Here is a 22,159-nt window from a genome sequence, read left to right as displayed (position 1 = left end):
CGCCGCGCCTAGAGGGGCGCCACTTTTCCAAACCCTCACATTATGGAGCCCGCTCGGCCATGACGACCGAACGTACCTTTTCGATCATGAAGCCCGATGCCACGCGTCGCAACCTGACCGGCGCGGTCGTCAAGATGCTCGAGGAGGCCGGCCTGCGCGTCGTCGCCTCCAAGCGCATCCACATGAGCCGCGCGCAGGCCGAAGGCTTCTACGCGGTCCACAAGGAGCGTCCCTTCTTCGGCGAGCTCGTCTCGTTCATGATCTCGGGCCCGGTCGTGGTCCAGGTGCTCGAGGGCGAGAATGCGATGGCCAAGAATCGCGAAGTGATGGGCGCGACCAACCCCGCCAACGCCGAGCCGGGCACGATCCGCAAGGAGCTCGCCGAGTCGATCGAGGCGAACACGGTCCATGGATCGGACAGCCTCGAGAATGCCGCGACCGAGATTGCTTTCTTCTTCCAGCCCGAAGAAATCGTCGGCTGAGCCATATCCCTCTCTCCTCGGGGGGAGGGATATGCAGACTTGGCGGCGGCGCCGCCTAGTTGGAATTGGGTGAGGGCCCGTTCCTGTGACGGCCGTGTGCCCTCACCCGCTCACTGCCTCCGGCAGCGGGTCCCGCCCTCTCTCCGAGGGGAGAGGGTTTACTTCTTCACCTTGCCCGCGCGCGCTTCCCATAGCGCCGCCAGCCGGGCATCCGCCGTCGTATCGCTCGTCGCCGCCCGGCCGATCAGCGACATGCCGCGCAGCTTCACCGATGCGCCGCGCAGGAAATGCCCCTCCAGCGCATAGCCGATGTCGTAGAAAGCCCGCGCCTTCATCTCGCGACCACCCGCCAGATAGTCGGTCTCGATCAGCAGCGGCACGCGCTCGTCGCCCTGCGTCTCGTCGGGCAGCGACCGCGTCTTGCGGTCCGCCTTGAGCGCGTCGCCGAACCAGCCCGCCTCGATCCGCGCGTCGCTCGTCGTCGTGACCGGCGCCAGCGCGAACGCCGGGGGAAACCGCAGCGTCTGGCCCTGGATGACCTGGTCCGCGACCACCGGGCTCAGCGTCAGCGTCGACCCGTCGCCATTGGCGGACGCCTTGAGATAGAAGGGCGCGGGCGTGGTTGCGCGCGCGGCCTCGACCGCCTTTTCGGCGCGCGCATCGCGGCGATCCTGATAGCTGTTCCAGAAGGTCAGCCCCGAGATCGCGACCGCAGCGATCGCCACCGCCTCGCCCAGCGTGATCCAGCGCAGCCGCGACCGGCGCTTGCGTTCGCTTGCTTCGCTCATTTCACTGCTCCTGGCTCATAGCGTCCGCACCAGATCGGCCAATGTCTGAGGATAGAGTCTGTGCTCCTCGACCAGCACGCGCGCCGCGAGCGTATCGGCCGTGTCGCCCGGCAGGATCGGCACCGCGGCCTGCGCCAGCACCGGCCCGTCGTCGAGCCCGGCGGTGACCAGATGGACCGAGCAGCCGCCCTGCGCGTCGCCCGCCGCGATCGCCCGTTCATGCGTGTGCAGCCCCTTGTAGAGCGGCAGCAAGGACGGATGGACATTGATCATGCGGCCGGCCCAGCGCTCGACGAATTCGGGAGACAGGATACGCATATAGCCCGCGAGCGCCACCGCCTCGATCCGGTGGTGGCGCAATTGCGCGTCGACGATGGCGTCGAACTCGGCGCGGGCGATGCCTTTGTGGGCGAGCGCGAACGTCGCGATGCCGGCAGCGCGCCCGATCGCCAGGCCACCGGCGTCCTGGACGTTCGAGACGACGAGCGTGATGTCGTACGCGTCCTGCTCGGCGTCGATCAGCGCCTTGAGGTTCGAGCCTCGGCCCGAAATCAGGACCGCAACCTTCTTACGCACAGGCACATAATCCGTTCGTCCTGAGCGAAGTCGAAGGACATGTTTCAAGCGCCGCGCCTGGTGCCCGCACTTCGACTGCGATCGGTGCGAAGGGGTTTGGGTTGCGCATTGTGTGTCTCAGCCCAGGTGCGTCGCGGACCAGGCGTCGCGCTTGGCCCAGCTCTCGTCGCCGCCCGAGACGGTGCAGCCCTTTTCGCCCGCTTCGATCCGGCCGATGCGGTGGACGGTCTCGCCCGCCGCCTCGAGCGCGGCGGTCACCGCGGCCGCGTCCGCTGGCGCCACCACCACCGCCATGCCGATCCCGCAGTTGAAGGTGCGCGCCATCTCCTCGGGTTCGATCCGGCCCTGCGCCTGCAGGAACGCCATCAGCGGGCTCTGCGGCCAGGCGTCTGCGTCGATATGCGCGTGGAGCCCTGTCGGCAGCACGCGCGGGATGTTCTCGAGCAGCCCGCCACCGGTGATGTGCGCGAGCGCGCGGATCTTGCCTTCGCGGATCGTCGGCAGCAGGCTTTTGACGTAGATGCGCGTCGGCGCCATCAGCGCGTCGATCAGCAGCGTCTCGATGTCGAACGGGGCGGGGCGGTCGAGCTTCCAGTTCTTGTCCGCGGCGAGCCGGCGGACCAGCGAGAAGCCGTTGCTGTGCACGCCCGAGGAGGCGAGGCCGAGGATCAGGTCGCCGTCGGCCAGTCTGTCGCCGGTGAGCTGCTCGCCGCGCTCGACGGCGCCGACGCAGAAGCCGGCGAGATCGTAGTCGCCATCGGCGTACATGCCCGGCATCTCGGCGGTCTCGCCCCCGATCAGCGCGCAGCTCGCCTGCAGACAGCCTTCCGCGATCGAGGCGACGACACGCACCGCGACGTCGCCGTCGAGCTTGCCGGTCGCGAAATAGTCGAGGAAGAACAGGGGCTCGGCGCCCTGGACGATCAGATCGTTGGCGCACATCGCGACAAGATCGATGCCGACGCCGTCATGCCGTCCGCTGTCGATCGCGAGCTTGAGCTTGGTGCCGACGCCGTCATTGGCGGCGACCAGCAGCGGATCGGTGTAGCCCGCCGCCTTGGGATCGAAGAAGCCGCCGAAGCCGCCGAGCTCGGCATTCGCGCCGGGGCGCCGCGTCGACTTGGCCAGAGGGCCGATCGCGCGCACCAGCGCGTTGCCCGCGGCGATCGAGACGCCGGCCTTGGCGTAGGTATAGGGTTCGGTCGGCGTGTGTTCGGGGTCCATGGCGCCGTGCGGTAGCGACATCGGGCTTGGATTTCCATGCCCAACCCGCCAGAAGGGCGCCCGTGACGTCGCTGACCCTTTCCCGCCTTTCCCATCTCGCGCCGCGCCGCTGGCCGCTGCTGGTCGCCGCCTCCGCGATGGTTGCGGGGGGCGGCTGGTATGCGGCGGCGCAGCTGGCGCCGGGCGATCGCGGCGTGCCGCCGATCGACAGCTCGTCCAATTACGAGGTGACCGGCGTCACCGTCGATGTCGCCGCCAAGACCGCCGACGAGGCGCGCACCGCTGCCTGGCGCGAGGCGCAGCGCAAGGGCTGGGCGATTCTCTGGGCGCGGCTTCACGGCGCCAGCCCCGACGCGGCGCCGGGCCTGCCCGATTCGACGCTCGATTCGATCGTCGCGGGGATCGAGGTCGAGGCCGAGCAGGTCGGCCCGCATCGCTATATCGCGACGCTCGGCCTGCTGTTCGATCGCGGCCGGACCGGCAGCTTCGTCGGCGGTGCCAATGGGCAGGCGCCGCGCTCGGCACCGATGCTGGTGATCCCGATCCAATATGGCGGCGGCAGCGAGATCAGTTTCGAGGGACGTTCCTCCTGGCAGAAGGCGTGGGCGCGCTTCCGCGCCGGCAGCAGCCCGGTCGACTATGTCCGGCCGGTCGGCACCGGGCCGGATCCGTTGCTGCTCAATCTTGGCCAGAGTCGCCGGCCGGGGCGGATCTGGTGGCGGATGCTGCTCGATCAATATGGCGCCTCCGACATGGTGGTGCCCGAGGTCTTCCTCGAGCGGCGCTACCCCGGCGGGCCGATCGCGGCGCGATTCGTCGCGCGCCATGGCCCGGATGCCGAGATCCTCGGCGGCTTCACCTTGGTGAGCGCGAGCACAGACGGACTCGACCGGATGCTCGACGAGGGCGTGCGGCGAATCGACGCGCTCTACGTGGCGGCGTTGAACGACGGCCGGCTGCGCCCCGATCCCTCGCTGACGATCGAGACGCCCGACGTGCCGACGCCCGACCTTCTGCCGGTCGAGGCGGACGACCCGCTCGCCGCGATCGTCGATCAGGCGACGACAACCAGCCTGACCGTCCAGCTCGACGTCGCCGACGTGGCGACGCTCGACCAGGCGCAGGCGGCACTGCGCGCCGTGCCCGGCGTCAAGCAGGCGACCGTCTCGAGCCTTGCGCTCGGTGGCACCTCGCTGCTCGCGGTCAGCTATGACGGCGACCCCGCCGCGTTGCGAATCGCGTTGGCGGCGCGCGGCTGGCAGATCGAGGGTGAGGGAACGACGCTCCGGATGCGCCGCGGCCGACCGACGCCCGCGCCGGCCGCCCCGCCGCCGCCGGACTCGCCGCAGCAATGAGCCAGATCGCGCTCCCGCTGGATTGGCCGGAGAGCGAGCGCGACGACGAGTTCATCCTGTCCGCCGCCAACGCCGACGTCGCGCGGCATCTCGACCATTGGGCGTTGTGGCCGGTGCCCGCGACGATCCTCACCGGCCCGCGCAAGTCGGGGCGCAGCCTGATCGGCCGGCTGTTCGCCGCCAAGACCGGCGGCCGGCTGTTCGACGACGCCTGGGCCGCCGACGAGGAGGCGCTGTTCCATGCCTGGAACGCGGCTGCGGCCTCGCACCATCCGCTGCTGATCGTCGCCGACGCCGAGCCACCCGCCTGGCCGATCAGGCTGCCCGATCTCGCGTCTCGGCTGGCGGCCACGCCGCGGGTGGCGATCCTGCCGCCCGACGACATGCTGGTCGGCGCGCTGCTCGAGCGCGGGCTGGCGCGGCGCGGGCTGCTCGTGCCGCCGCCGCTGGTCGCCTGGTTGTCGGCGCGGATCGAGCGCAGCTATGTCGGGATCGTCGCCGCGGTCGACGCGCTCGATCGCGCCTCGCTGTCGCGCCACCGCCGGCTGACCATCCCGCTCGCCCGCGCCGCACTGATCGAGGCCGGCGTCATCGACGATACATGATGCTTGCGCTATCCTGTTCGCATGAATGATCCCATCGACCAGTCGGAAGCGCTCCGCGCGCAAGATACAGCCGCAATCGGCGGCGCCACCACGCAAGACATCGAAGATGCGGTCGTCGAGACGCACAGTCGCCAGCAGGACGAGCCCGCGATCGATCCGGTCGCGCCGCGCGAGCGATACTTCAACCGCGAGATTTCCTGGCTGGCGTTCAACGAACGCGTGCTCGACGAGGCCTGCAATCCGGCGCATCCGCTGCTGGAGCGGCTGCGGTTCCTGTCGATCTCGGGCAATAATCTCGACGAATTCTTCATGGTCCGCGTCGCCGGTCTGCGCGGCCAGCAGATGAACGCGGTCGAGCAGCTGTCCGCCGATGGCCTGACTCCGGCGCAGCAGCTCACCGCGATCGCCGAAAGCGCCGACCGGCTGATGCAGCGCCAGCAGGAGGTCCGCCGCGTGCTGCGCGACGAGCTTGCGACGCGCGATTTCCATATCCTCCACGGCCACGGCATCCATGAGGACGAAGCGGAGTGGCTCGAGGCCTATTTCCGCGAGCAGGTGCTGCCGGTGATGACGCCGCAGGCGCTCGATCCCGCGCACCCGTTCCCGTTCATCCCCAACAAGGGCTTCAGCCTCGTCTTCGACTTGAAGCGCTTGTCCGACGGCGAGCCGATTCGCGAGCTGCTGATGGTGCCGACGACGCTGTCGCGCTTCGTCCGGCTTCCCGGCGACGTGGTGCGCTATGTCGCGATCGAGACGATCATCCGCCGCTTCACCGGGCTGCTCTTCCCCGGCTACGAAGTGCTCGGCGACGGCGCGTTCCGAGTCATCCGCGACAGCGACATCGAGATCGAGGAAGAGGCGGAAGATCTCGTCCGCTATTATCACACCGCGATCAAGCGCCGGCGGCGGGGCAAGGTGATCCGGCTGCGGATCGAAGCGGGAATGCCCGAACCGCTTGAGGCGCTGGTGCGCGAGGCGATCGGGCAGGATGCCGCGCTGGTCTCGGAAGCCTCCGGTTTCCTCGGCATCGCCGATCTCGAGCAGCTCGTCGACGAGAACCGCCCGGACCTCAAATTCCCGGCCTTCGCGCCGCGCTTTCCCGAGCGAATCCGGGAACATGGCGGCGATTGTTTCGCGGCGATCCGAGACAAAGACATCGTCGTCCACCATCCCTATGAATCGTTCGAGGTGGTGATCGCCTTTCTCAAGCAGGCAGCGCAGGATCCCGACGTCGTCGCGATCAAGCAGACGCTGTACCGCGCCGGCAAGCAGTCCGCGATCATCCGCGCGCTGATCGACGCGGCCGAGGCCGGCAAGTCGGTGACGGCGGTCGTCGAGCTCAAGGCGCGCTTCGACGAAGAACAGAACATCATGTGGGCCGCGCAGCTCGAGCGCGCCGGCGTCCAGGTGGTCTACGGATTCATCGACTGGAAGACGCACGCCAAGATCAGCATGGTGGTCCGCCGGGAAAATGGCGCGATCCGCACCTACTGCCATTTCGGGACGGGCAATTATCATCCGATCACCGCGCGGATCTACACCGATCTCAGCTTCTTCACCGCGGATCCGCGGATCGCGCGCGATGCCGGGCAAGTGTTCAACTACATCACCGGCTATGTCGAGCCGCACGACCTCGAGATGGTGACGATCTCGCCGCACGGCCTGCGCGAGCGGCTCGCCGAGCTGATCGACATGGAGATCGACCATGTCCGCGCCGGGCGGCCGGGGGTGATCTGGGCGAAGATGAACTCGCTGGTCGACCCCGCGATCATCGAGAAGCTCTACCGCGCCTCGGCCGCCGGCGTGCAGATCGACCTGATCATCCGCGGCATCTGCTGCCTGCGCCCCGGCGTGCCGGGGCTGAGCGACAATATACGCGTCAAGTCGGTGGTCGGCCGCTTCCTCGAGCACAGCCGGATCTTCTGCTTCGGCAATGGCGAGGCGATGCCCAATCCGGGCGCCAAGATCTATATCTCCTCCGCCGACTGGATGCCGCGCAACCTCGACCGGCGCGTCGAATATATGCTGCCGATCGAGAATCCGACGGTGCACGAGCAGATCCTGGGTCAGGTGATGGTCGCCAACCTGATCGATACCGAGCAGAGCTGGACGCTCAAGCCCGACGGCAGCTACGACCGGATCGTCAAGGCCGAGGGCAAGCCGTTCAACCTGCATCGTTATTTCATGACAAATCCGTCGCTGTCCGGACGCGGGGCGGCGTCGAAGAAGTCGGACGGGGTGCCGCGGCTCAAGCTGCGCCGCGGGGGAAGCTGACGGCAGGCCGTGGCGAATAGCGGCCCGGTCCCTCTTTGCGGCGGCCCGGATAGTCGCTACCTCCGTGACGATATGAAGCCCGGCTTCCTCTTCCGTGCGTCCCCCGAGAAGGCGCCCGACCTGGCCGACGGGCGAGTCGGTATCATCGACATCGGCTCCAACTCGATTCGCCTCGTCGTCTATGACGGCCCGCGCCGCATCCCCTCGATCCTGTTCAACGAGAAGGTGATGGCGGGGCTCGGCAAGGGCATGGCGGCGACCGGCGCGCTCGATCCGCAGGCGGTGGAGCGCGCGTTCGTCGCGCTCGATCGCTTCCAACTCGTCGCCGAGAAGATCGGCGTCGCGAGCCTCCACACCGTCGCCACCGCCGCGGTGCGCGATGCCTCCAACGGCGCCGATTTCCTGGCGCGCGCGGCGGGCATCGGGCTCGCCGTCACGGTGTTGTCGGGCGAAGAGGAGGCCGAGATGGCGGGGGAGGGCGTACTCGCCGCCTTCCCGGGCGCCGACGGTATCGTCGGCGATCTCGGCGGCGGCAGCCTCGAACTCGCGCGCGTCCGCGACGGCGCGGTCCACGAACGCGCCTCTTTCCCGTTCGGCGTGCTGCGCGTCGCCGAAATTCGCGCGCGCGGCCCGCGGGCGCTGCGTCAGGTCGTCGAGCCGCGCCTGCGCGAGACCGGCTGGGCCGGGCGCGGTGCAGGGCTGCCCTTCTATCTGGTCGGCGGTTCGTGGCGCGCGCTGGCGCGGCTGGTCATGCACATGACCGACTATCCGCTGCCGATCGTCCATGGCTATGCGATGTCGACCGACACCGCGCAGCGCGTCGTGCGCACGCTGGCGCAGCTCGATCGCGCGCGGCTCAAGGAGGTGCCGGGCCTGTCCTCCTCGCGCGCCGCCTCGCTGACCGACGCGGCGCAGCTGCTGGCGATCGTCGGGCGCGAGCTCGGCTCGGAAAGCCTCGTCGTCTCGGCCTATGGGCTGCGCGAGGGCGTGCTCCATCGCAACCTGCCCGGCGACGTGCGCGACATGGATCCGCTGATCTGCGCGACCCGCGAAGAGGGGCGCCGCGTCGGTCGCTTCCCCGAACATGGCGACCTGCTCGACCGCTGGATCGCGCCGCTGTTCGAGCAGGAGGGCGCCGCCGACGCGCGATTGCGTCATGCGTCCTGCCTGCTGGCCGACATCGGCTGGCGCGCGCATCCCGAATTCCGCGCCGAGCGCGGCCTCGAGACCGCGCTGCACGGCAATTGGGTCGGGATCGATGCGCGGGGCCGGGCGATGATGGCGCAGGCACTTTACACGAGCTTCGGCGCCGACGGCGAGGCGCCGATCGCGGTGACATTGGCCTCGCCGGAAGATCGCCAGATGGCGCTGCGCTGGGGCCTCGCGATGCGGCTCGGCCAGCGGCTCTCGGGCGGGGTCGCGGCACCGCTCAAAAACAGCGCGCTGGCGCTGCGCGACAAGCTGACGCTGCGCTTGGCCGAGGGCGATGCCGCGCTTTACGGGGAGGCGGTCGAGCGGCGGCACAAGACGCTGGCGGCGGCGTTTGGGCGCAAGGCTGCAATGATCGGGGGGTGATCCCCGCTCGTCATCCCGGACTTGATCCGGGATCTAAGGCTTCGAGGCGTTGCGCTTGTGGCTTTGGATGCCGGATCACGTCCGGCATGACGATGAATGGAGAAAGGCGGCGTTACGCTTCCACCGCCTCGATCCGCGTCATCTTGAGCTTGCCACCCTGCACCGCAAAGCCCGTGCGGCCCTCGACCAGATCGAGCGCGTCGCGGCCGAACTGCTCGTAGCGCCAGCCCTCGAGGATCGACAGACCATCGCGGCGCCCCGCTGCGAGCAGCTCAAGCTCGTCGGTGCGCGCGATCAGCTTGGGGGCGACATCGGTCTCCTTCGACCGGATCTTGAGCAGCAGCTTGAGCAGGTCCGCGACCAGCGCGCCATCCTTGCCGAGCCCGGGCTTGCGATCGTCCCGCGCGGGCATCTCGTCGTCCGCCATCGGCGCCGAGGCCTCGAGCGCCGCCATCAGCCGCGCGCCGATGTCGTTGCCCGCCCAGCTCTGCGACAGTCCGCGCACCTTGGCGAGATCGCCCTGCGCGCGCGGTGGGTGGCTGGCGACGTCGGCGAGCGTCTCGTCCTTCATGATCCGGCCGCGGGGCAGGTCCTTGCCCTGCGCCTCGCGCTCGCGCCAGGCCGCCAGCGCCTTGAGCCGTCCCAGCACGTCGGGTTTGCGGCTCGGGACCTTGACGCGCTGCCACGCCTGGTCGGGCTCGTTGATATAGCTCGTCGGGTCGCCGAGCCGCTCCATCTCCTGGTCGAGCCAGTCGCCGCGCCCGGTGCGCTTGAGCTTGTCGAGCAGCTTGGGGAAGATCTGGACGAGATAGGTGACGTCGCCGATCGCATAGTCGATCTGGCGCTTGTCGAGCGGGCGGCGGGCCCAGTCGGTGAAGCGCGCGCCCTTGTCGAGCTTGACCCCCATCCAGCTCTCGACGAGATTCTGATAGCCGACCTGCTCGCCCATCCCGAGCGCCATCGCCGCGATCTGCGTGTCGAACAGCGGATAGGGCGTCTTGCCGGTGAGATTGTGGACGATCTCGAGATCCTGCCCGCCGGCGTGGAAGATTTTCAGCACGTCATGGTTGTTGACCATCAGGTCGAGCAGCGGCGTCATGTCGATGCCGTCGGCCATCGGATCGATCGCGGCGGCCTCATGGGCATCGGCGATCTGGATCAGGCAGAGCACCGGCCAATAGGTGTTCTCGCGCATGAATTCGGTGTCGACCGCGACATAGGGGCTTTGGGCGAGCCGGGCGCAGAGATCGGCGAGGCTGCGGCTGTCGGTGATAAGCGGGTGTATGACCATGTCTCCTCCATAAACAGACCTCTGCGCCTTGACAAAGAGGGCTTGTGTGGCGAACCGGCGCGCACGAGTTTTTCCCCGTCATCCCCGCGGACGCGGGGATCCATAGATGCGGCGTTGGCGGTCATCGCGACGGCTGCGTCTATGGGTTCCCGCCTGCGCGGGAATGACGGCGTTTGGGATGGAACGAACGATGCACGCCTATCGCACCCATACCTGTGCTGCGCTGCGCGCCAGCGACGTCGGGCAGACCGTCCGCCTGTCGGGCTGGGTCCACCGGCGGCGCGACCATGGCGGCGTGCTGTTCGTTGACTTGCGCGACCATTATGGCCTGGTCCAGATCGTCGCCGATGCCGACAGCGAGGCGCTCAAGCTGCTCGAGACGGTACGCGCCGAGAGCGTCGTCACGATCGACGGCCTGGTCGAGGCGCGCGGCCCCGATGCCAAGAACCCCAATCTCGCCACCGGCGATATCGAGGTGCGCGCGCAGGCGGTGACGGTCCAGTCCGCCGCCGCCGAACTGCCGATGCCGGTCGCGGGCGAGGCCGAATACCCGGAAGATATCCGGCTCAAATACCGCTATCTCGATCTGCGCCGCGAGCGCATCCACAAGAACATCGTGCTGCGTTCCAACGTGATCGCCTCGATCCGCCAGCGGATGATCGGCCAGGGCTTCACCGAGTTCCAGACCCCGATCCTCACCGCCTCGAGCCCCGAGGGCGCGCGCGACTATCTCGTGCCGAGCCGCGTCCACCCCGGCAAATTCTACGCGCTTCCGCAGGCGCCGCAGATGTTCAAGCAGCTGCTGATGGTCGCGGGCTTCGACCGCTATTTCCAGATCGCGCCCTGCTTCCGCGACGAGGATGCGCGCGCCGACCGTAGCCCGGGCGAATTCTACCAGCTCGATTTCGAGATGAGCTTCGTGACGCAGGACGATGTGTTCGCCGCGATCGAGCCGGTGCTACACGGAATCTTCGAGGAATTCGCCGACTTCGACGGCAAGGGGCGCACCGTTTCGCCGCTGCCGTTCCGCCGCATTCCCTACAAGGAGTCGATGCTCAAATACGGCAACGACAAGCCCGATCTGCGCAATCCGATCGAGATTTCCGACGTCTCGGGCTATTTCAGCGGATCGGGCTTCGGCCGCTTCGCCGCGATCGTCGAGGGCGGCGACGTGGTGCGGGCGATTCCGGCCCCCGGCACCGCCGAGAAGAGCCGCAAATTCTTCGACGACATGAACTCGTGGGCGCAGTCCGAGGGCTTTGCAGGCCTCGGCTATGCGACGCGCAAGGGTGGCGAGTTCGGCGGCCCGATCGCCAAGAACCATGGCGACGTCGGCATGCGCGAGCTGGCCGAGGCGCTCGGACTCGGCCCGGACGACGGCGTGTTCTTCGCGGCGGGCAAGGCCGACCAGGCCGCCAAGCTCGCCGGCCTCGCGCGCACCCGCGTCGCCGACCAGCTCGGGCTGATCGACCAGAAGCGCTTCGAATTCTGCTGGATCGTCGATTTCCCGATGTTCGAATGGCATGAGGAGGAGGAGAAGATCAACTTCAGCCACAACCCCTTCTCGATGCCGCAGGGCGAGCTCCAGGCGCTCGAGACCAAGGACCCGCTCGACATCCTCGCCTATCAATATGACATCGTCTGCAACGGCATCGAGCTGTCGTCGGGCGCGATCCGGAATCACAAGCCCGAGATCATGTACAAGGCGTTCGAGATTGCGGGCTACAGCCAGGCCGAGGTCGACACCAACTTCCCCGGGATGATCGGCGCGTTCAAGTTCGGCGCACCGCCGCATGGTGGTTCGGCGCCGGGGATCGACCGCATCGTCATGCTGCTCGCCGACGAGCCCAACATCCGCGAGGTGATCGTCTTCCCGATGACGCAGAAGGCCGAAGACCTGCTGATGAACGCGCCTGCGCCGGCGACGCCCAAGCAGCTGCGCGAGCTCAATATCCGGGTGGTCGACGGCCCCAAGGCCTGATCGCCGACCTGTATCGTCGTGGGACGCCGACGCGCGTCCCGCGCTCGCATGGCCGCCCCGGCTCGCCTAGCCCGATGGCATGGCGATCCTGCTGTCAGACTATGAAAGCGGCCGCGCGCTCGACGGCGACTATGCCGAGCAGCTCGCGGCGGTGCAGCGGCGTCTGGCGCGGATCCAGGTCGCGTACATCGTCCATGGTCGTCGCGCGATCGTCATGGTCGAGGGCTGGGATGCGAGCGGCAAGGGCGGGGTGATCCGGCGGCTGACCGCGGGCCTCGACGTGCGGCATGTCGCGGTCTGGCCGATCGGCGCGCCGACTCCGACCGAACGCGCCCGCCATTTCCTGTGGCGCTTCTGGACCAAATTGCCCGCCGACGGCGACATCAACATCTTCGATCGCGGCTGGTACGGGCGCGTCCTTGCCGACCGCGTCGACCGGCGCGCCACCGAGAAGGAATGGCGCCGCGCCTATGACGAGATCAACGAGTTCGAGGCGCAGCAGAAGGACAGCGGCACCACGATCGTGAAGCTGTTCCTCCACGTCACGCAGGAGGAGCAGGACCGGCGCTTTCGCGCGCGGCTGGCGGATCCATGGAAGCGCTGGAAGATCGGCGCGGACGCGGTTCGCGCACGCGACCAGCGCGCCGACTATGTCGCGGCGGTCGAGGCGATGTTCGACAAGACCGACACGCGCTGGGCGCCGTGGAAGGCGATCGACGCCGGCGACAAGCGCCAGGCGCGGATCGCCGCAATGACGCATGTCGCCGACATGCTGGAGAAGGCGGTGCCGATGAAGCCGCCCGCGCTCGACGCGGACATCACGCGGCTCGCAAGCGAGCGTTTCGGGATGGTGCTGGCGGACGGCTGACGGCGGGCGCTTCGCCTTCCTCGGCGATCGCGGGGCCGAAATCTGCGAGCTCGGCGTCCGAAACACGGCGCCCGGCCTTTGCCGGGATCCAAGCGACCCCTGCCAGGTCTTCGGATCGGCCCGTCAATATCGTCCAGATCCGCCCCGCGACGACCTCGACACAAGCCGCATTGATGCGCGGCGCCCGCGTCGCCATATTGTCACCAACGGGGCGGCCTCTCTCGCCGCCCGCACGGAGATTCCATGACTGAGACGCTTCCCGTCCTGCCGTTGCGCGACATCGTCGTCTTCCCGCACATGATCGTGCCGCTGTTCGTCGGCCGCGAGAAGTCGGTGGCGGCGCTCGAGACCGCGATGGCCGCGGACAAGTCGATCTTCCTCGTCGCGCAACTCGATCCCGCCGAGGACGATCCCGACCGTTCGGCGCTCTACGATCTCGGCGTCGTCGCAACCGTTCTGCAGCTGCTCAAGCTGCCCGACGGCACGGTGCGCGTGCTGGTCGAGGGCCAGCAGCGCGCGACGTTCGACGATCTCGAGAATGACGGCAAGCAACTCACCGCGACGGTCACGCTGCTCGCCGACGACGAGGAGCCGGAGGGCGCCGAGGCGCAGGCGCTGATGCGCTCGGTGGTCGAGCAGTTCGACAATTATGCCCGGCTCAACAAGAAGCTGCCGGCCGAGACGTCGACCCAGCTCGGCCAGGTCGAGGGCGCGGCCAAGCTCGCCGACATGGTCGCCGCCAACATCGCGGTGAAGGTCGCCGAGAAGCAGGCGCTGCTGATCGAAGCCGATGCGCTCAAGCGGCTGGAGATGGCGTTCGCCTTCATGGAGGGCGAGCTCGGCGTGCTCAAGGTCGAGAAAAAGATCCGCTCGCGCGTCAAGCGCCAGATGGAGAAGACCCAGCGCGAATATTATCTCAACGAGCAGCTCAAGGCGATCCAGCGCGAGCTGGGTTCGGAGAGCGAGGAGGACGGCAACGAGGTCGCCGAGCTCACCCAGAAGATCGCCAAGCTGAAGCTCTCGAAGGAGGCGCGCGCCAAGGCGACGTCCGAGCTCAAGAAGCTCAAGACGATGGCGCCGATGTCCGCCGAGGCGACCGTCGTGCGCAACTATCTCGACGTGCTGCTCGGGCTGCCGTGGGGCAAGAAGAGCAAGGTCAAGCACGACATTCCCGCCGCCGAGAAGATCCTCGACGAGGATCATTATGCGCTTGAGAAGGTGAAGGAGCGGATCGTCGAATATCTCGCGGTCCAGGCGCGCACCAACAAGCTCAAGGGCCCGATCCTCTGCCTCGTGGGGCCGCCGGGCGTCGGCAAGACCTCGCTGGGCCGCTCGATTGCCAAGGCGACTGGGCGAGAGTTCGTGCGCCAGTCGCTCGGCGGCGTGCGCGACGAGGCCGAGATCCGCGGCCACCGCCGCACCTATATCGGCTCGCTGCCGGGCAAGATCGTCACCAACCTCAAGAAGGCGGGCACTTCCAACCCGCTGTTCCTGCTCGACGAGATCGACAAGCTCGGCCAGGATTTCCGCGGCGATCCCGCCTCGGCGCTGCTCGAGGTGCTCGATCCCGAGCAGAACGCCAAGTTCCAGGATCATTATCTCGAGATCGATCTCGATCTCTCCGACGTGATGTTCGTGTGCACCGCGAACAGCCTCAACCTGCCGCAGCCGCTGCTCGACCGGATGGAGATCATCCGTCTCGAAGGCTATACCGAGCAGGAGAAGCTCGAGATCGCCAAGGCGCATCTGCTCGACAAGCAGATCGAGGCGCATGGTCTCAAGCCTGGCGAGTTCACGCTGACCGACGGCGGGCTGACCGACCTGATCCGCTATTACACGCGCGAGGCCGGCGTCCGCACGCTCGAGCGCGAGATCGCGCGGCTGGCGCGCAAGGTGCTGCGCCGCATCCTCGAGAAGAAGGCGGATGCGATCACGATCGACGAGCATAATCTCGCCGAATTCGCGGGCGTGAAGAAATATCGCTATGGCGTGTCCGAGGTCGAGGACCAGATCGGCGCGGTCACGGGCCTGGCCTGGACCGAGGTCGGCGGCGAGCTGCTGACGATCGAGGCGGTCACCGTGCCCGGTAAGGGGTTGATCTCGACCACGGGCAAGCTCGGCGACGTGATGAAGGAAAGCGTCCAGGCCGCCTTCTCCTTCGTCAAGGCGCGCTCGCCGGCCTACGGCGTCCGCCCGAACCTGATCGCGCGCAAGGACATCCACATCCATCTCCCCGAAGGCGCGGTGCCCAAGGACGGACCGTCGGCAGGCATCGGCATTGCCACCGCGATCATCTCGACGCTGACCGGTGTCGCGGTGCGCCGCGACGTCGCGATGACCGGCGAGGTGACGCTGCGCGGTCGCGTCTTGCCGATCGGGGGTCTCAAGGAGAAGCTGCTCGCCGCCTTACGCGGCGGCATCACCACCGTGCTGATCCCGGCGGAGAACGAAAAGGACCTCGTCGACATCCCGGCGACGATCACCGATGGCCTCACCATCGTGCCGGTCAGCCACCTCGACGAGGTGCTGGCGCGCGCGCTGGTCTCGCCGATCGTGCCGATCGAATGGACCGAGGCGGACGAGCTTGCCGCCGCGGCCATCGGACAGCGTAATGAGGCGGGAGGCGAGCCGGCGATCCGCCACTGATTGCCGCGCTTTATCGCAACTTAACCTCTGGGCGCTTGACTCCCGGTGCGATGTGATCGTTTCTTGCTGGTCCGCTCGGAGGGGCGAACCAGCAGTGGCGAATGCATGCATGTCGCAGCAGAGACAGGGGGCGTTTCGGGATGAACAAGCAGGAGCTGATCAGCGCGGTCGCAGAGACGGCCGGCCTGACGCGGAGTGATGCGGGCAAGGCGGTCGAGGGCGTGTTCGAGAGCATCAGCGGAACGCTCAAGAAGGGCGATGAGGTTCGGCTTGTCGGGTTCGGCACCTTTTCCGTGAGCAAGCGCAAGGCGTCGACCGGGCGCAACCCGCGAACCGGCGAGCCGATGTCGATTGCCGCCTCGACCCAGCCCAAGTTCAAGGCGGGCAAGGGCCTCAAGGACGCGGTCAACTAAACGCGAGTTCGGCGGTGCCGAGAACGGACGTTTAAATTGACAGACGGCGGTGCGATTGGCCGCCCGTCATCAAAAATCGATCGCATACTGGACAGCCTGAGCGCGGCGCGCTAACCGCGCCCTCCGGCAGGCATTCGGTGCGGCCGGACCCAGGACGTGGGCGCGTAGCTCAGCGGTAGAGCACACCCTTCACACGGGTGGGGTCACAGGTTCAATCCCTGTCGCGCCCACCACGTCCTTCTCGTCGATGTCGCGCGCCATGCCTTGACGCGCTGCCTCGGCCGCTCCTATGGGGGCGCACGCTGCCGTGGACGGCTTGTGGCGACCGTAGCTCAGTTGGTTAGAGCGCCGGTTTGTGGTACCGGAGGTCGCGGGTTCAAGACCCGTCGGTCGCCCCATCGTCCCCAGCGTTGTCGTGATCGGGGATGGAATCAGCCGGGCTCCCATGGTCATCCGCAAGGACCGGCCATGAGGTGTGCGCGTAATGGCTCCCTGGGACTATCCCGATTTCGACGACCATGAGGGCGTCCACTTCTTCCGGGACGCCGCCTCGGGCCTGTCCGCGATCATCGCGATCCATTCGAGCAAGCTCGGCCCCGCGGCCGGTGGCTGCCGCTACTGGACCTATGCCAAATCGGGCGAGGCGATCACTGACGCGCTGCGCCTCTCGCGGGGCATGAGCTACAAAAATGCGATGGCCGGCCTGCCGATGGGCGGCGGCAAGGCGGTGATCCTGGCCGACCCGGCGGGTGCCAAGACGCCCGAGCTGCTCGCCGCTTTCGGCCGCGCGGTCGAAAGCCTCGGCGGCCGCTACGTCACCGCCGAGGATGTCGGCATTTCGGATGCCGACATGGTGCAGATCTCCAGCCAGACCAGGCATGTCTCGGGTCTGCCCGTATCCGGTGCGGGCGATGCCGGCGGCGATCCCGGCCCGTTCACCGCGATGGGCGTCTATCTCGGCGTCAAGGCGGCGGTGAAGCGCGGGCTCAAGCGCGACGACATGGCGGGCGTGCATGTCGCGATCCAGGGCGTCGGCAGCGTCGGTGGCGGTCTCGCGCGGCTGCTCGCGAAGGACGGCGCCAAGCTCACGCTCGCCGACGTGAACGGCGACCGGGCGCAGGCGCTCGCAGCGGAGGTCGGCGGCGAGGCGGTGGCGGCCGAGTCGATCCTGAGCATCGCGGCCGACGTCGTCAGCCCCTGCGCGTTGGGCGCGATCCTCACCGCCGATACGATCGCGGCGCTGCGCGCGCCGATCGTCGCGGGCGGCGCCAACAACCAGCTCGCGACTCCCGAGGACGGCTGGCGGCTGCATGCGCGCGGAATCACCTATGCGCCCGACTATGTCATCAACGCGGGCGGCATCATCAACGTCGGTCTCGAATATCTGGGACATGGCGACCGTGCCGAGGTCGAGAAGCGGATCGCCGAAATCCCGGGCCGACTCGATCAGATATGGCAGGAAAGCGCGACCAGCGCCGAGCCTTCGTCGATCGTCGCCGACCGGATGGCGCAGCGGCTGATCGGGCGGGGGTGAGCGCCACATCGTCATCCTGACCAGGGCCAGGATCCAGACGCGTCCCGCTTGAACGTCAGGCGGTGCGTATCGGGATCCTGAACCAAGTTTAGGATGCCAAGTGTGCGTGATGCGCGCCGGCCGCATAAAGCCGGCTTCCCCGCGGACGCGGCTCCGCGTAAAGTGGTCGCGACCATGCACGCCTTCGCGAACCCCGCCCGTTTTATGAGCCTTGCGCGCCCCCTGACCGGCTGGCTCGGCTGGGTCGGCGCGGCGTTGGTCGTCGCCGGGCTGGCGGCCGGCCTGGCGCTGACCCCGCCCGACTATCTGCAGGGCGAGACGGTGCGGATCATGTACATCCATATTCCCGCCGCCTGGCTGGGCATGGCGGGCTGGGGCGGGATCGCCGCGGCGAGCGTGTCGGAGCTGGTCTGGCGGCATCCGCTGGCCGCGGTTGCGGCGCGCGCGACCGCGGTGCCCGGCGCGGTGTTCGCCGCGATCTGCCTCGCGAGCGGCTCGATCTGGGGCCGCCCGACCTGGGGCACCTGGTGGGAATGGGACGGGCGCCTGACCTCGATGCTCGTGCTGTTCTTCCTCTACATCGCCTATATCGCGCTCGCCGACGCCGAAGCGGAGCGGGGCGCGAGCGGCGCCTCGGGCGGGCGCATCGCCGCGATCTTCGGGCTGGTCGGCGCGATCAACCTGCCGATCATCCATTTCTCCGTCCTGTGGTGGCGCACGCTGCATCAGGGCGAGTCGATCGGGCTGACCGGCTCGACGATCGACGGCGCAATCCTGTGGCCGTTGCCGCTGACCACATTGGGCTTCACGCTGCTGTTCGTCGCGATCGTGCTGATGCGGATGCGGACGCTGCTGGCGACCGCCAAGCTCGAGGCGCGTCTGCGACGCATGGGGGCCGCGGCGTGAACCAATGGCCGTTCGTGATCGCCGCCTATGCGGTCGCCGGGGTCGGCACGCTCGCGCTGACGCTGGTCAGCCTCGTGCGGATGCGCAGGGCCGAGCGCGCGGCAGAAAGCCTGAAACGGCGGTGAGGGCCAAGAATCAGAGATTGGTGCTGACGCTGACCGCGCTCGGCGCGCTGGTCGCCGCCGCCCTGCTGGCGATGTCGGCGCTGCGCAATCAGGCGAGCTTCTTCTACAGCCCCGGCGACGCGCTACGCGATCATGTTGCGAGCGGGCAGGCGATCCGCCTCGGCGGGATGGTCGAGAAGGGCTCGCTCAGGCGGGAGCCCGACGGCGTGACGATCGATTTCCGGGTGACCGACGGCATCGCCGCCGTCGCGGCGACATACAAGGGCATCGTCCCCGACCTGTTCCGCGAGGGATCGGGCGTCGTCGCCGAGGGTCGATTCGTCGCGCCCGGCCGGTTCGTCGCCGACACGATCCTCGCCAAGCATGACGAACGGTACATGCCGCCGCAGGTCGCAGGGTCGATGCACGAGACCAAGAGCCTGAAGCGGTGATCGCCGAGACCGGCCTGATCGCGCTGCTGATCGCGGCGGCGCTCGCCCTGCTGCAGGCGGTGCTGGGCTTGGGCGCGCTGCGCGCCGGCGGCGAGCCGCTGCTGCGGGCGGTGCGACCGGTTGCGATCGTGCAGGCGGCAATGACGGTCACCGCCTTCGCGATGTTGCTGCTGGTCTTCTCGCAGACCGACCTGTCGGTAAAGCTCGTCGCCGAGGACAGCGCGACGACCTTGCCGCTGCTCTACCGGATCACCGGCGCGTGGGGGAATCACGAGGGCTCGATGCTGATGTGGATCACCATCCTCGCGCTGTCGGGCGCGGCGGTGGCGATCTTCGAGCGGCGGCTGCCCGAGCGGACGCTGGCCGCCACGATCGGCGCGCAGGGCGTGATCGCGCTCGGCTTCTTCGCCTTCCTGCTATTCTCGTCCAACCCGTTCGAGCGCTTGCCCGTACCGCCCGCGGAGGGCAGCGGCTTCAACCCGCTGCTCCAGGATCCCGGCTTGGCCTTCCACCCGCCGACGCTGTACGTCGGCTATGTCGGGCTGTCGGTCGCCTTCTCCTTCGCGGTCGGCGCGCTGCTCACCCGCGACGTCGGGCCCGCCTTCGCCCGCGCGATGCGCCCCTGGGTGCTGGGCGCGTGGATCTTCCTGACGCTCGGCATCACGGCGGGCAGCTATTGGGCCTATTACGAGCTCGGTTGGGGCGGCTGGTGGTTTTGGGACCCGACCGAGAATGCGTCGTTGATGCCCTGGCTGGCGGCGACGGCGCTGCTGCATTCGGTGAGCGTCCTGGCGACGCGCGACGGGCTGCGCGCCTGGACCGTCATGCTCGCGGTCGTCGCTTTCTCGATGAGCATGGTCGGCACCTTTCTCGTGCGCTCGGGGATCCTCACCAGCGTCCACGCCTTCGCGCTCGATCCATGGCGCGGTGCCTTCATCCTTGTCCTGCTCGCGCTCTATATCGGTGGTGCCTTGGCCCTGTTCGGCGCGCGGATCGCGACCGTCACCGAGGGCAATCGCTTCGATCCGGTCAGCCGCGAGGGCGCACTGGTCGCGAACAACCTGCTGCTCTCGGCGATCCTCGGCGTCGTGCTGATCGGGACGCTCTATCCACTGCTCGTCGAGAGCGCGACCGGCGACAAGCTGTCGGTCGGGCCGCCCTATTTCAACGCGGCGGCGGGGCCGCTGGCGCTGATCCTGGTCGCGATCATGGCGGCGGGGCCGATGATGCGCTGGCGCCGCGACCGATTGGCGGAGGTCGGTCGCCGCGTCACGATTCCGGTCGCCATCGTCCTCGTGACGCTGGTCGCGGTGCTGATCATGCTGCCCGGCCTGCGCATCCTGCCGCTGCTCGGCCTCGTGCTCGCGGCGGGGACCGCCGCGGCGAGCGTCGCGCCGCTGTGGAAGCGCAATCTGCGCCGTACGCCGCTGTTCACCTGGGGTATGGTCGTCGCGCATCTCGGTATCGCGGTCAGTCTCGCCGGCATGGCCTCGGAGAGCGCGTTCAGCCGGGAGACGCTGGTTGCGGCGGCGCCCGGTGAGACGGTGCATGTCGGCCCCTATGCGATCCGCTTCGCCGCGATCGATCCGATCGCCGGGCCCAATTATACCGCGGTGCGGGCGACGCTGATCGCGACCCGCGGGTCGGGCGCGCCGATCACGCTTGCGCCCGAACAGCGTACCTTCGACAATCCGCCGCAGCAGACCGCCGAAAGCGCGATTGCGACGCGGCTCGACGGCCAGCTCTATACGGTGGTCGGCGAACCCGTGCCCGGCGGTCGCTGGCAGCTGCGGCTATGGTGGAAGCCGTTCGTCACGCTGATCTGGGCGGGCGGCGTGCTGATCGCGCTGGGCGGCGCGCTGTCGCTGCTCGGGCGCGCGCTGCCGCGGCGCCGGGTCCGCGTCGAGCGCGATGGCTATGCGAGGTAGGCGATGACGCTGCGCACCGTCCGAATCCTGTTGTGGCTGCCATTGGTCGCCTTCCTGATCATCCTGGCGCTGGTCGCGAGCGGGCTGATCACACCGCACGACGCGGCGATCCGCTCGCAGATGGTCGGCAGGCCGCTGCCGGCTTTCGACCTGGCCTCGGGCCGCGGCGACGCGGGCCGCCTCCGGTCGGCGCGCTTTGGGGACGGCACGCCCCGACTGGTCAATTTCTTCGCAAGCTGGTGCGTGCCCTGCGTCGGCGAGGCACCGCAGCTGCTCGCGCTCAAACAGGCGGGCGTCGCGATCGAGGGCATCGCGGTCCGCGACCGGCCGGCGGATCTCGCGGCCTTCCTGCAACGCAACGGCGATCCCTATGATCGCATCGGGCTCGACGACACGTCGGGGGTGCAGATGGCGCTGGGCTCGTCGGGCGTACCCGAGACCTTCGTGATCGACGGCAAGGGCGTGATTCGCGCGCAGCATATCGGCGCCATCGGGCCGCAGGACGTCGCCGACATGCTCGCGGCGCTGCAGGCGGCGCGATGAGGCGGCTGCTGTCCCTTTTGCTGCTGCTGGCGCCGGCCGTGCTGTACGCCGATCCGGTGATGGCGCCCGAGCCTCTGTCCTACACGCAATTGCCCGATCCCGCCGCGGAGGCGCGCGCACAGGCGCTGATGCAGACGATCCGCTGCGTCGTCTGCCAGGGTCAGTCGATCGCCGATTCGGACGCGGATCTTGCCGGCGACATGCGCGCGATCATCCGACAGCGCATCGCGGCGGGCGAGACGCCGGAGGCGATCCGCGCCTGGATGGTGATGCGCTATGGCCGCTGGGTGAGCTACAAGCCACCGCTGGATCCGGTGACCTGGCCGCTGTGGGCGGCCCCCGTGGTGCTGGTCGCGGTCGGGCTGCTCGTCGCACGCGGCACCTTGCGGCGGCGGCGCAGGGCATGACCGGCTGGCTGATTTTCGCCGGCGTCGCACTGCTTGCGATGCTGTTGCTATGGCGGCCGGGCCGGCTGGACCGCGGCGCGCTGTTGCTGGTCGCCGCCGCCTTGTGCGTGGCGGCCGCCGGCTATGCCTGGCTCGGCGCGCCGGGCGAGGGCGGGGCACCTGCGGCGGGGCGCGCCAAGCCGATGCGCAGCGACACGATCTTCGCGG

General features: G+C 68.5%; 20 protein-coding genes, 2 tRNA genes and 1 pseudogene. 19 read left to right on the top strand and 4 right to left on the bottom strand.

Going from position 1 to position 22,159, the window contains the following annotated elements:
• The first annotated feature begins 59 nt into the window (after window positions 1-59).
• The gene (gene ndk / locus Q0326_RS03460; protein ID WP_298687139.1) at window positions 60-482 is read left to right on the top strand and encodes a nucleoside-diphosphate kinase; all 423 of its coding nucleotides are present in this window, start codon (window positions 60-62) and stop codon (window positions 480-482) included.
• A gap of 158 nt (window positions 483-640) precedes the next feature.
• Here ndk and Q0326_RS03455 read toward each other — a convergent pair whose 3' ends face one another.
• The 3 genes from Q0326_RS03455 to purM all read right to left on the bottom strand — a co-directional run bounded on the left by Q0326_RS03455 (window position 641) and on the right by purM (window position 3,070).
• Window positions 641-1,270 carry a hypothetical protein gene (locus Q0326_RS03455; RefSeq protein WP_298687137.1) on the bottom strand — a complete coding sequence of 210 codons (630 nt, stop codon included), beginning with the start codon at window positions 1,268-1,270 and terminating at the stop codon, window positions 641-643.
• 15 nt (window positions 1,271-1,285) lie between these two features.
• Window positions 1,286-1,846, bottom strand: coding sequence for a phosphoribosylglycinamide formyltransferase (gene purN, locus Q0326_RS03450; RefSeq protein ID WP_298687135.1), 561 nt, complete (start codon window positions 1,844-1,846; stop codon window positions 1,286-1,288).
• Window positions 1,847-1,963: 117 nt separating this feature from the next.
• Window positions 1,964-3,070 carry a phosphoribosylformylglycinamidine cyclo-ligase gene (gene purM, locus Q0326_RS03445; RefSeq protein ID WP_298687133.1) on the bottom strand — a complete coding sequence of 369 codons (1,107 nt, stop codon included), beginning with the start codon at window positions 3,068-3,070 and terminating at the stop codon, window positions 1,964-1,966.
• A 62-nt stretch (window positions 3,071-3,132) separates the two neighbouring features.
• On the opposite strand from purM, the gene Q0326_RS03440 reads away from it, so the two are divergent.
• The 4 genes from Q0326_RS03440 (at window position 3,133) to Q0326_RS03425 (ending at window position 8,879) form a co-directional block, all read left to right on the top strand.
• Window positions 3,133-4,425, top strand: coding sequence for a heavy-metal-associated domain-containing protein (locus Q0326_RS03440; protein WP_298687131.1), 1,293 nt, complete (start codon window positions 3,133-3,135; stop codon window positions 4,423-4,425).
• Window positions 4,422-5,030 (top strand): chromosomal replication initiator DnaA, encoded by a 609-nt coding sequence (locus Q0326_RS03435; protein WP_298687129.1) that lies wholly within the window; start codon window positions 4,422-4,424, stop codon window positions 5,028-5,030. Before Q0326_RS03440 ends, Q0326_RS03435 begins: the two co-directional genes overlap by 4 nt.
• Before the next feature lie 21 nt (window positions 5,031-5,051).
• Entirely contained in the window at window positions 5,052-7,304 is a 2,253-nt protein-coding gene (locus Q0326_RS03430; protein ID WP_298687127.1) for an RNA degradosome polyphosphate kinase, read from the top strand.
• Between the two features lie 72 nt (window positions 7,305-7,376).
• Window positions 7,377-8,879 carry a Ppx/GppA family phosphatase gene (locus tag Q0326_RS03425; protein ID WP_298687125.1) on the top strand — a complete coding sequence of 501 codons (1,503 nt, stop codon included), beginning with the start codon at window positions 7,377-7,379 and terminating at the stop codon, window positions 8,877-8,879.
• A gap of 112 nt (window positions 8,880-8,991) precedes the next feature.
• Here the strand turns inward: Q0326_RS03425 and rnd are convergent, their stop codons facing one another.
• On the bottom strand, window positions 8,992-10,170 hold the full coding sequence (gene rnd, locus Q0326_RS03420) for a ribonuclease D (protein ID WP_298687123.1): 1,179 nt from the start codon (window positions 10,168-10,170) through the stop codon (window positions 8,992-8,994).
• Between the two features lie 190 nt (window positions 10,171-10,360).
• On the opposite strand from rnd, the gene aspS reads away from it, so the two are divergent.
• From aspS to Q0326_RS03350, 14 genes and pseudogenes are all read left to right on the top strand, one after another.
• A complete protein-coding gene (gene aspS, locus Q0326_RS03415; protein ID WP_298687121.1) occupies window positions 10,361-12,151 on the top strand; it encodes an aspartate--tRNA ligase in 1,791 nt (596 codons plus the stop codon).
• 79 nt (window positions 12,152-12,230) lie between these two features.
• Window positions 12,231-13,019: a polyphosphate kinase gene (locus Q0326_RS03410; RefSeq protein ID WP_298687119.1), complete on the top strand. Its 789-nt coding sequence runs from the start codon at window positions 12,231-12,233 to the stop codon at window positions 13,017-13,019.
• Window positions 13,020-13,262: 243 nt separating this feature from the next.
• Window positions 13,263-15,665: an endopeptidase La gene (lon, locus tag Q0326_RS03405; protein WP_298687117.1), complete on the top strand. Its 2,403-nt coding sequence runs from the start codon at window positions 13,263-13,265 to the stop codon at window positions 15,663-15,665.
• Between the two features lie 140 nt (window positions 15,666-15,805).
• Window positions 15,806-16,078: an HU family DNA-binding protein gene (locus Q0326_RS03400; protein ID WP_298687114.1), complete on the top strand. Its 273-nt coding sequence runs from the start codon at window positions 15,806-15,808 to the stop codon at window positions 16,076-16,078.
• A gap of 158 nt (window positions 16,079-16,236) precedes the next feature.
• Window positions 16,237-16,311, top strand: a tRNA-Val gene (locus tag Q0326_RS03395).
• Between the two features lie 88 nt (window positions 16,312-16,399).
• Window positions 16,400-16,476 (top strand) — tRNA-His (locus Q0326_RS03390).
• Window positions 16,477-16,562: 86 nt separating this feature from the next.
• Window positions 16,563-17,612, top strand: coding sequence for a Glu/Leu/Phe/Val dehydrogenase dimerization domain-containing protein (locus Q0326_RS03385; RefSeq protein ID WP_298687112.1), 1,050 nt, complete (start codon window positions 16,563-16,565; stop codon window positions 17,610-17,612).
• Window positions 17,613-17,786: 174 nt separating this feature from the next.
• Entirely contained in the window at window positions 17,787-18,518 is a 732-nt protein-coding gene (gene ccmC, locus Q0326_RS03380) for a heme ABC transporter permease CcmC (RefSeq protein WP_298687110.1), read from the top strand.
• Complete coding sequence (locus Q0326_RS03375; protein ID WP_298687108.1) at window positions 18,515-18,643, top strand: hypothetical protein; 129 nt, start codon at window positions 18,515-18,517, stop codon at window positions 18,641-18,643. Before ccmC ends, Q0326_RS03375 begins: the two co-directional genes overlap by 4 nt.
• Window positions 18,640-19,074, top strand: a complete 435-nt coding sequence (gene ccmE, locus Q0326_RS03370; RefSeq protein ID WP_298687106.1) for a cytochrome c maturation protein CcmE — start codon at window positions 18,640-18,642, stop codon at window positions 19,072-19,074. The genes Q0326_RS03375 and ccmE overlap by 4 nt, the downstream gene beginning before the upstream one ends.
• Entirely contained in the window at window positions 19,071-21,002 is a 1,932-nt protein-coding gene (locus Q0326_RS03365) for a heme lyase CcmF/NrfE family subunit (protein WP_298687102.1), read from the top strand. Before ccmE ends, Q0326_RS03365 begins: the two co-directional genes overlap by 4 nt.
• A gap of 3 nt (window positions 21,003-21,005) precedes the next feature.
• Window positions 21,006-21,545, top strand: a complete 540-nt coding sequence (locus Q0326_RS03360) for a redoxin family protein (RefSeq protein ID WP_298687100.1) — start codon at window positions 21,006-21,008, stop codon at window positions 21,543-21,545.
• The gene (locus Q0326_RS03355) at window positions 21,542-21,952 is read left to right on the top strand and encodes a cytochrome c-type biogenesis protein (protein ID WP_298687098.1); all 411 of its coding nucleotides are present in this window, start codon (window positions 21,542-21,544) and stop codon (window positions 21,950-21,952) included. Before Q0326_RS03360 ends, Q0326_RS03355 begins: the two co-directional genes overlap by 4 nt.
• Window positions 21,949-22,159, top strand: a pseudogene (locus Q0326_RS03350) (cytochrome C biogenesis protein); the annotation flags it as partial. The gene Q0326_RS03355 and the pseudogene Q0326_RS03350, both read left to right, overlap by 4 nt.

It is taken from the genome of uncultured Sphingomonas sp. (assembly GCF_937859915.1).
Taxonomy (GTDB): domain Bacteria; phylum Pseudomonadota; class Alphaproteobacteria; order Sphingomonadales; family Sphingomonadaceae; genus Solisphingomonas.
Note: the sequence above shows the minus strand (reverse complement) of the source record. Positions and strands in the feature narration are given on the sequence as shown.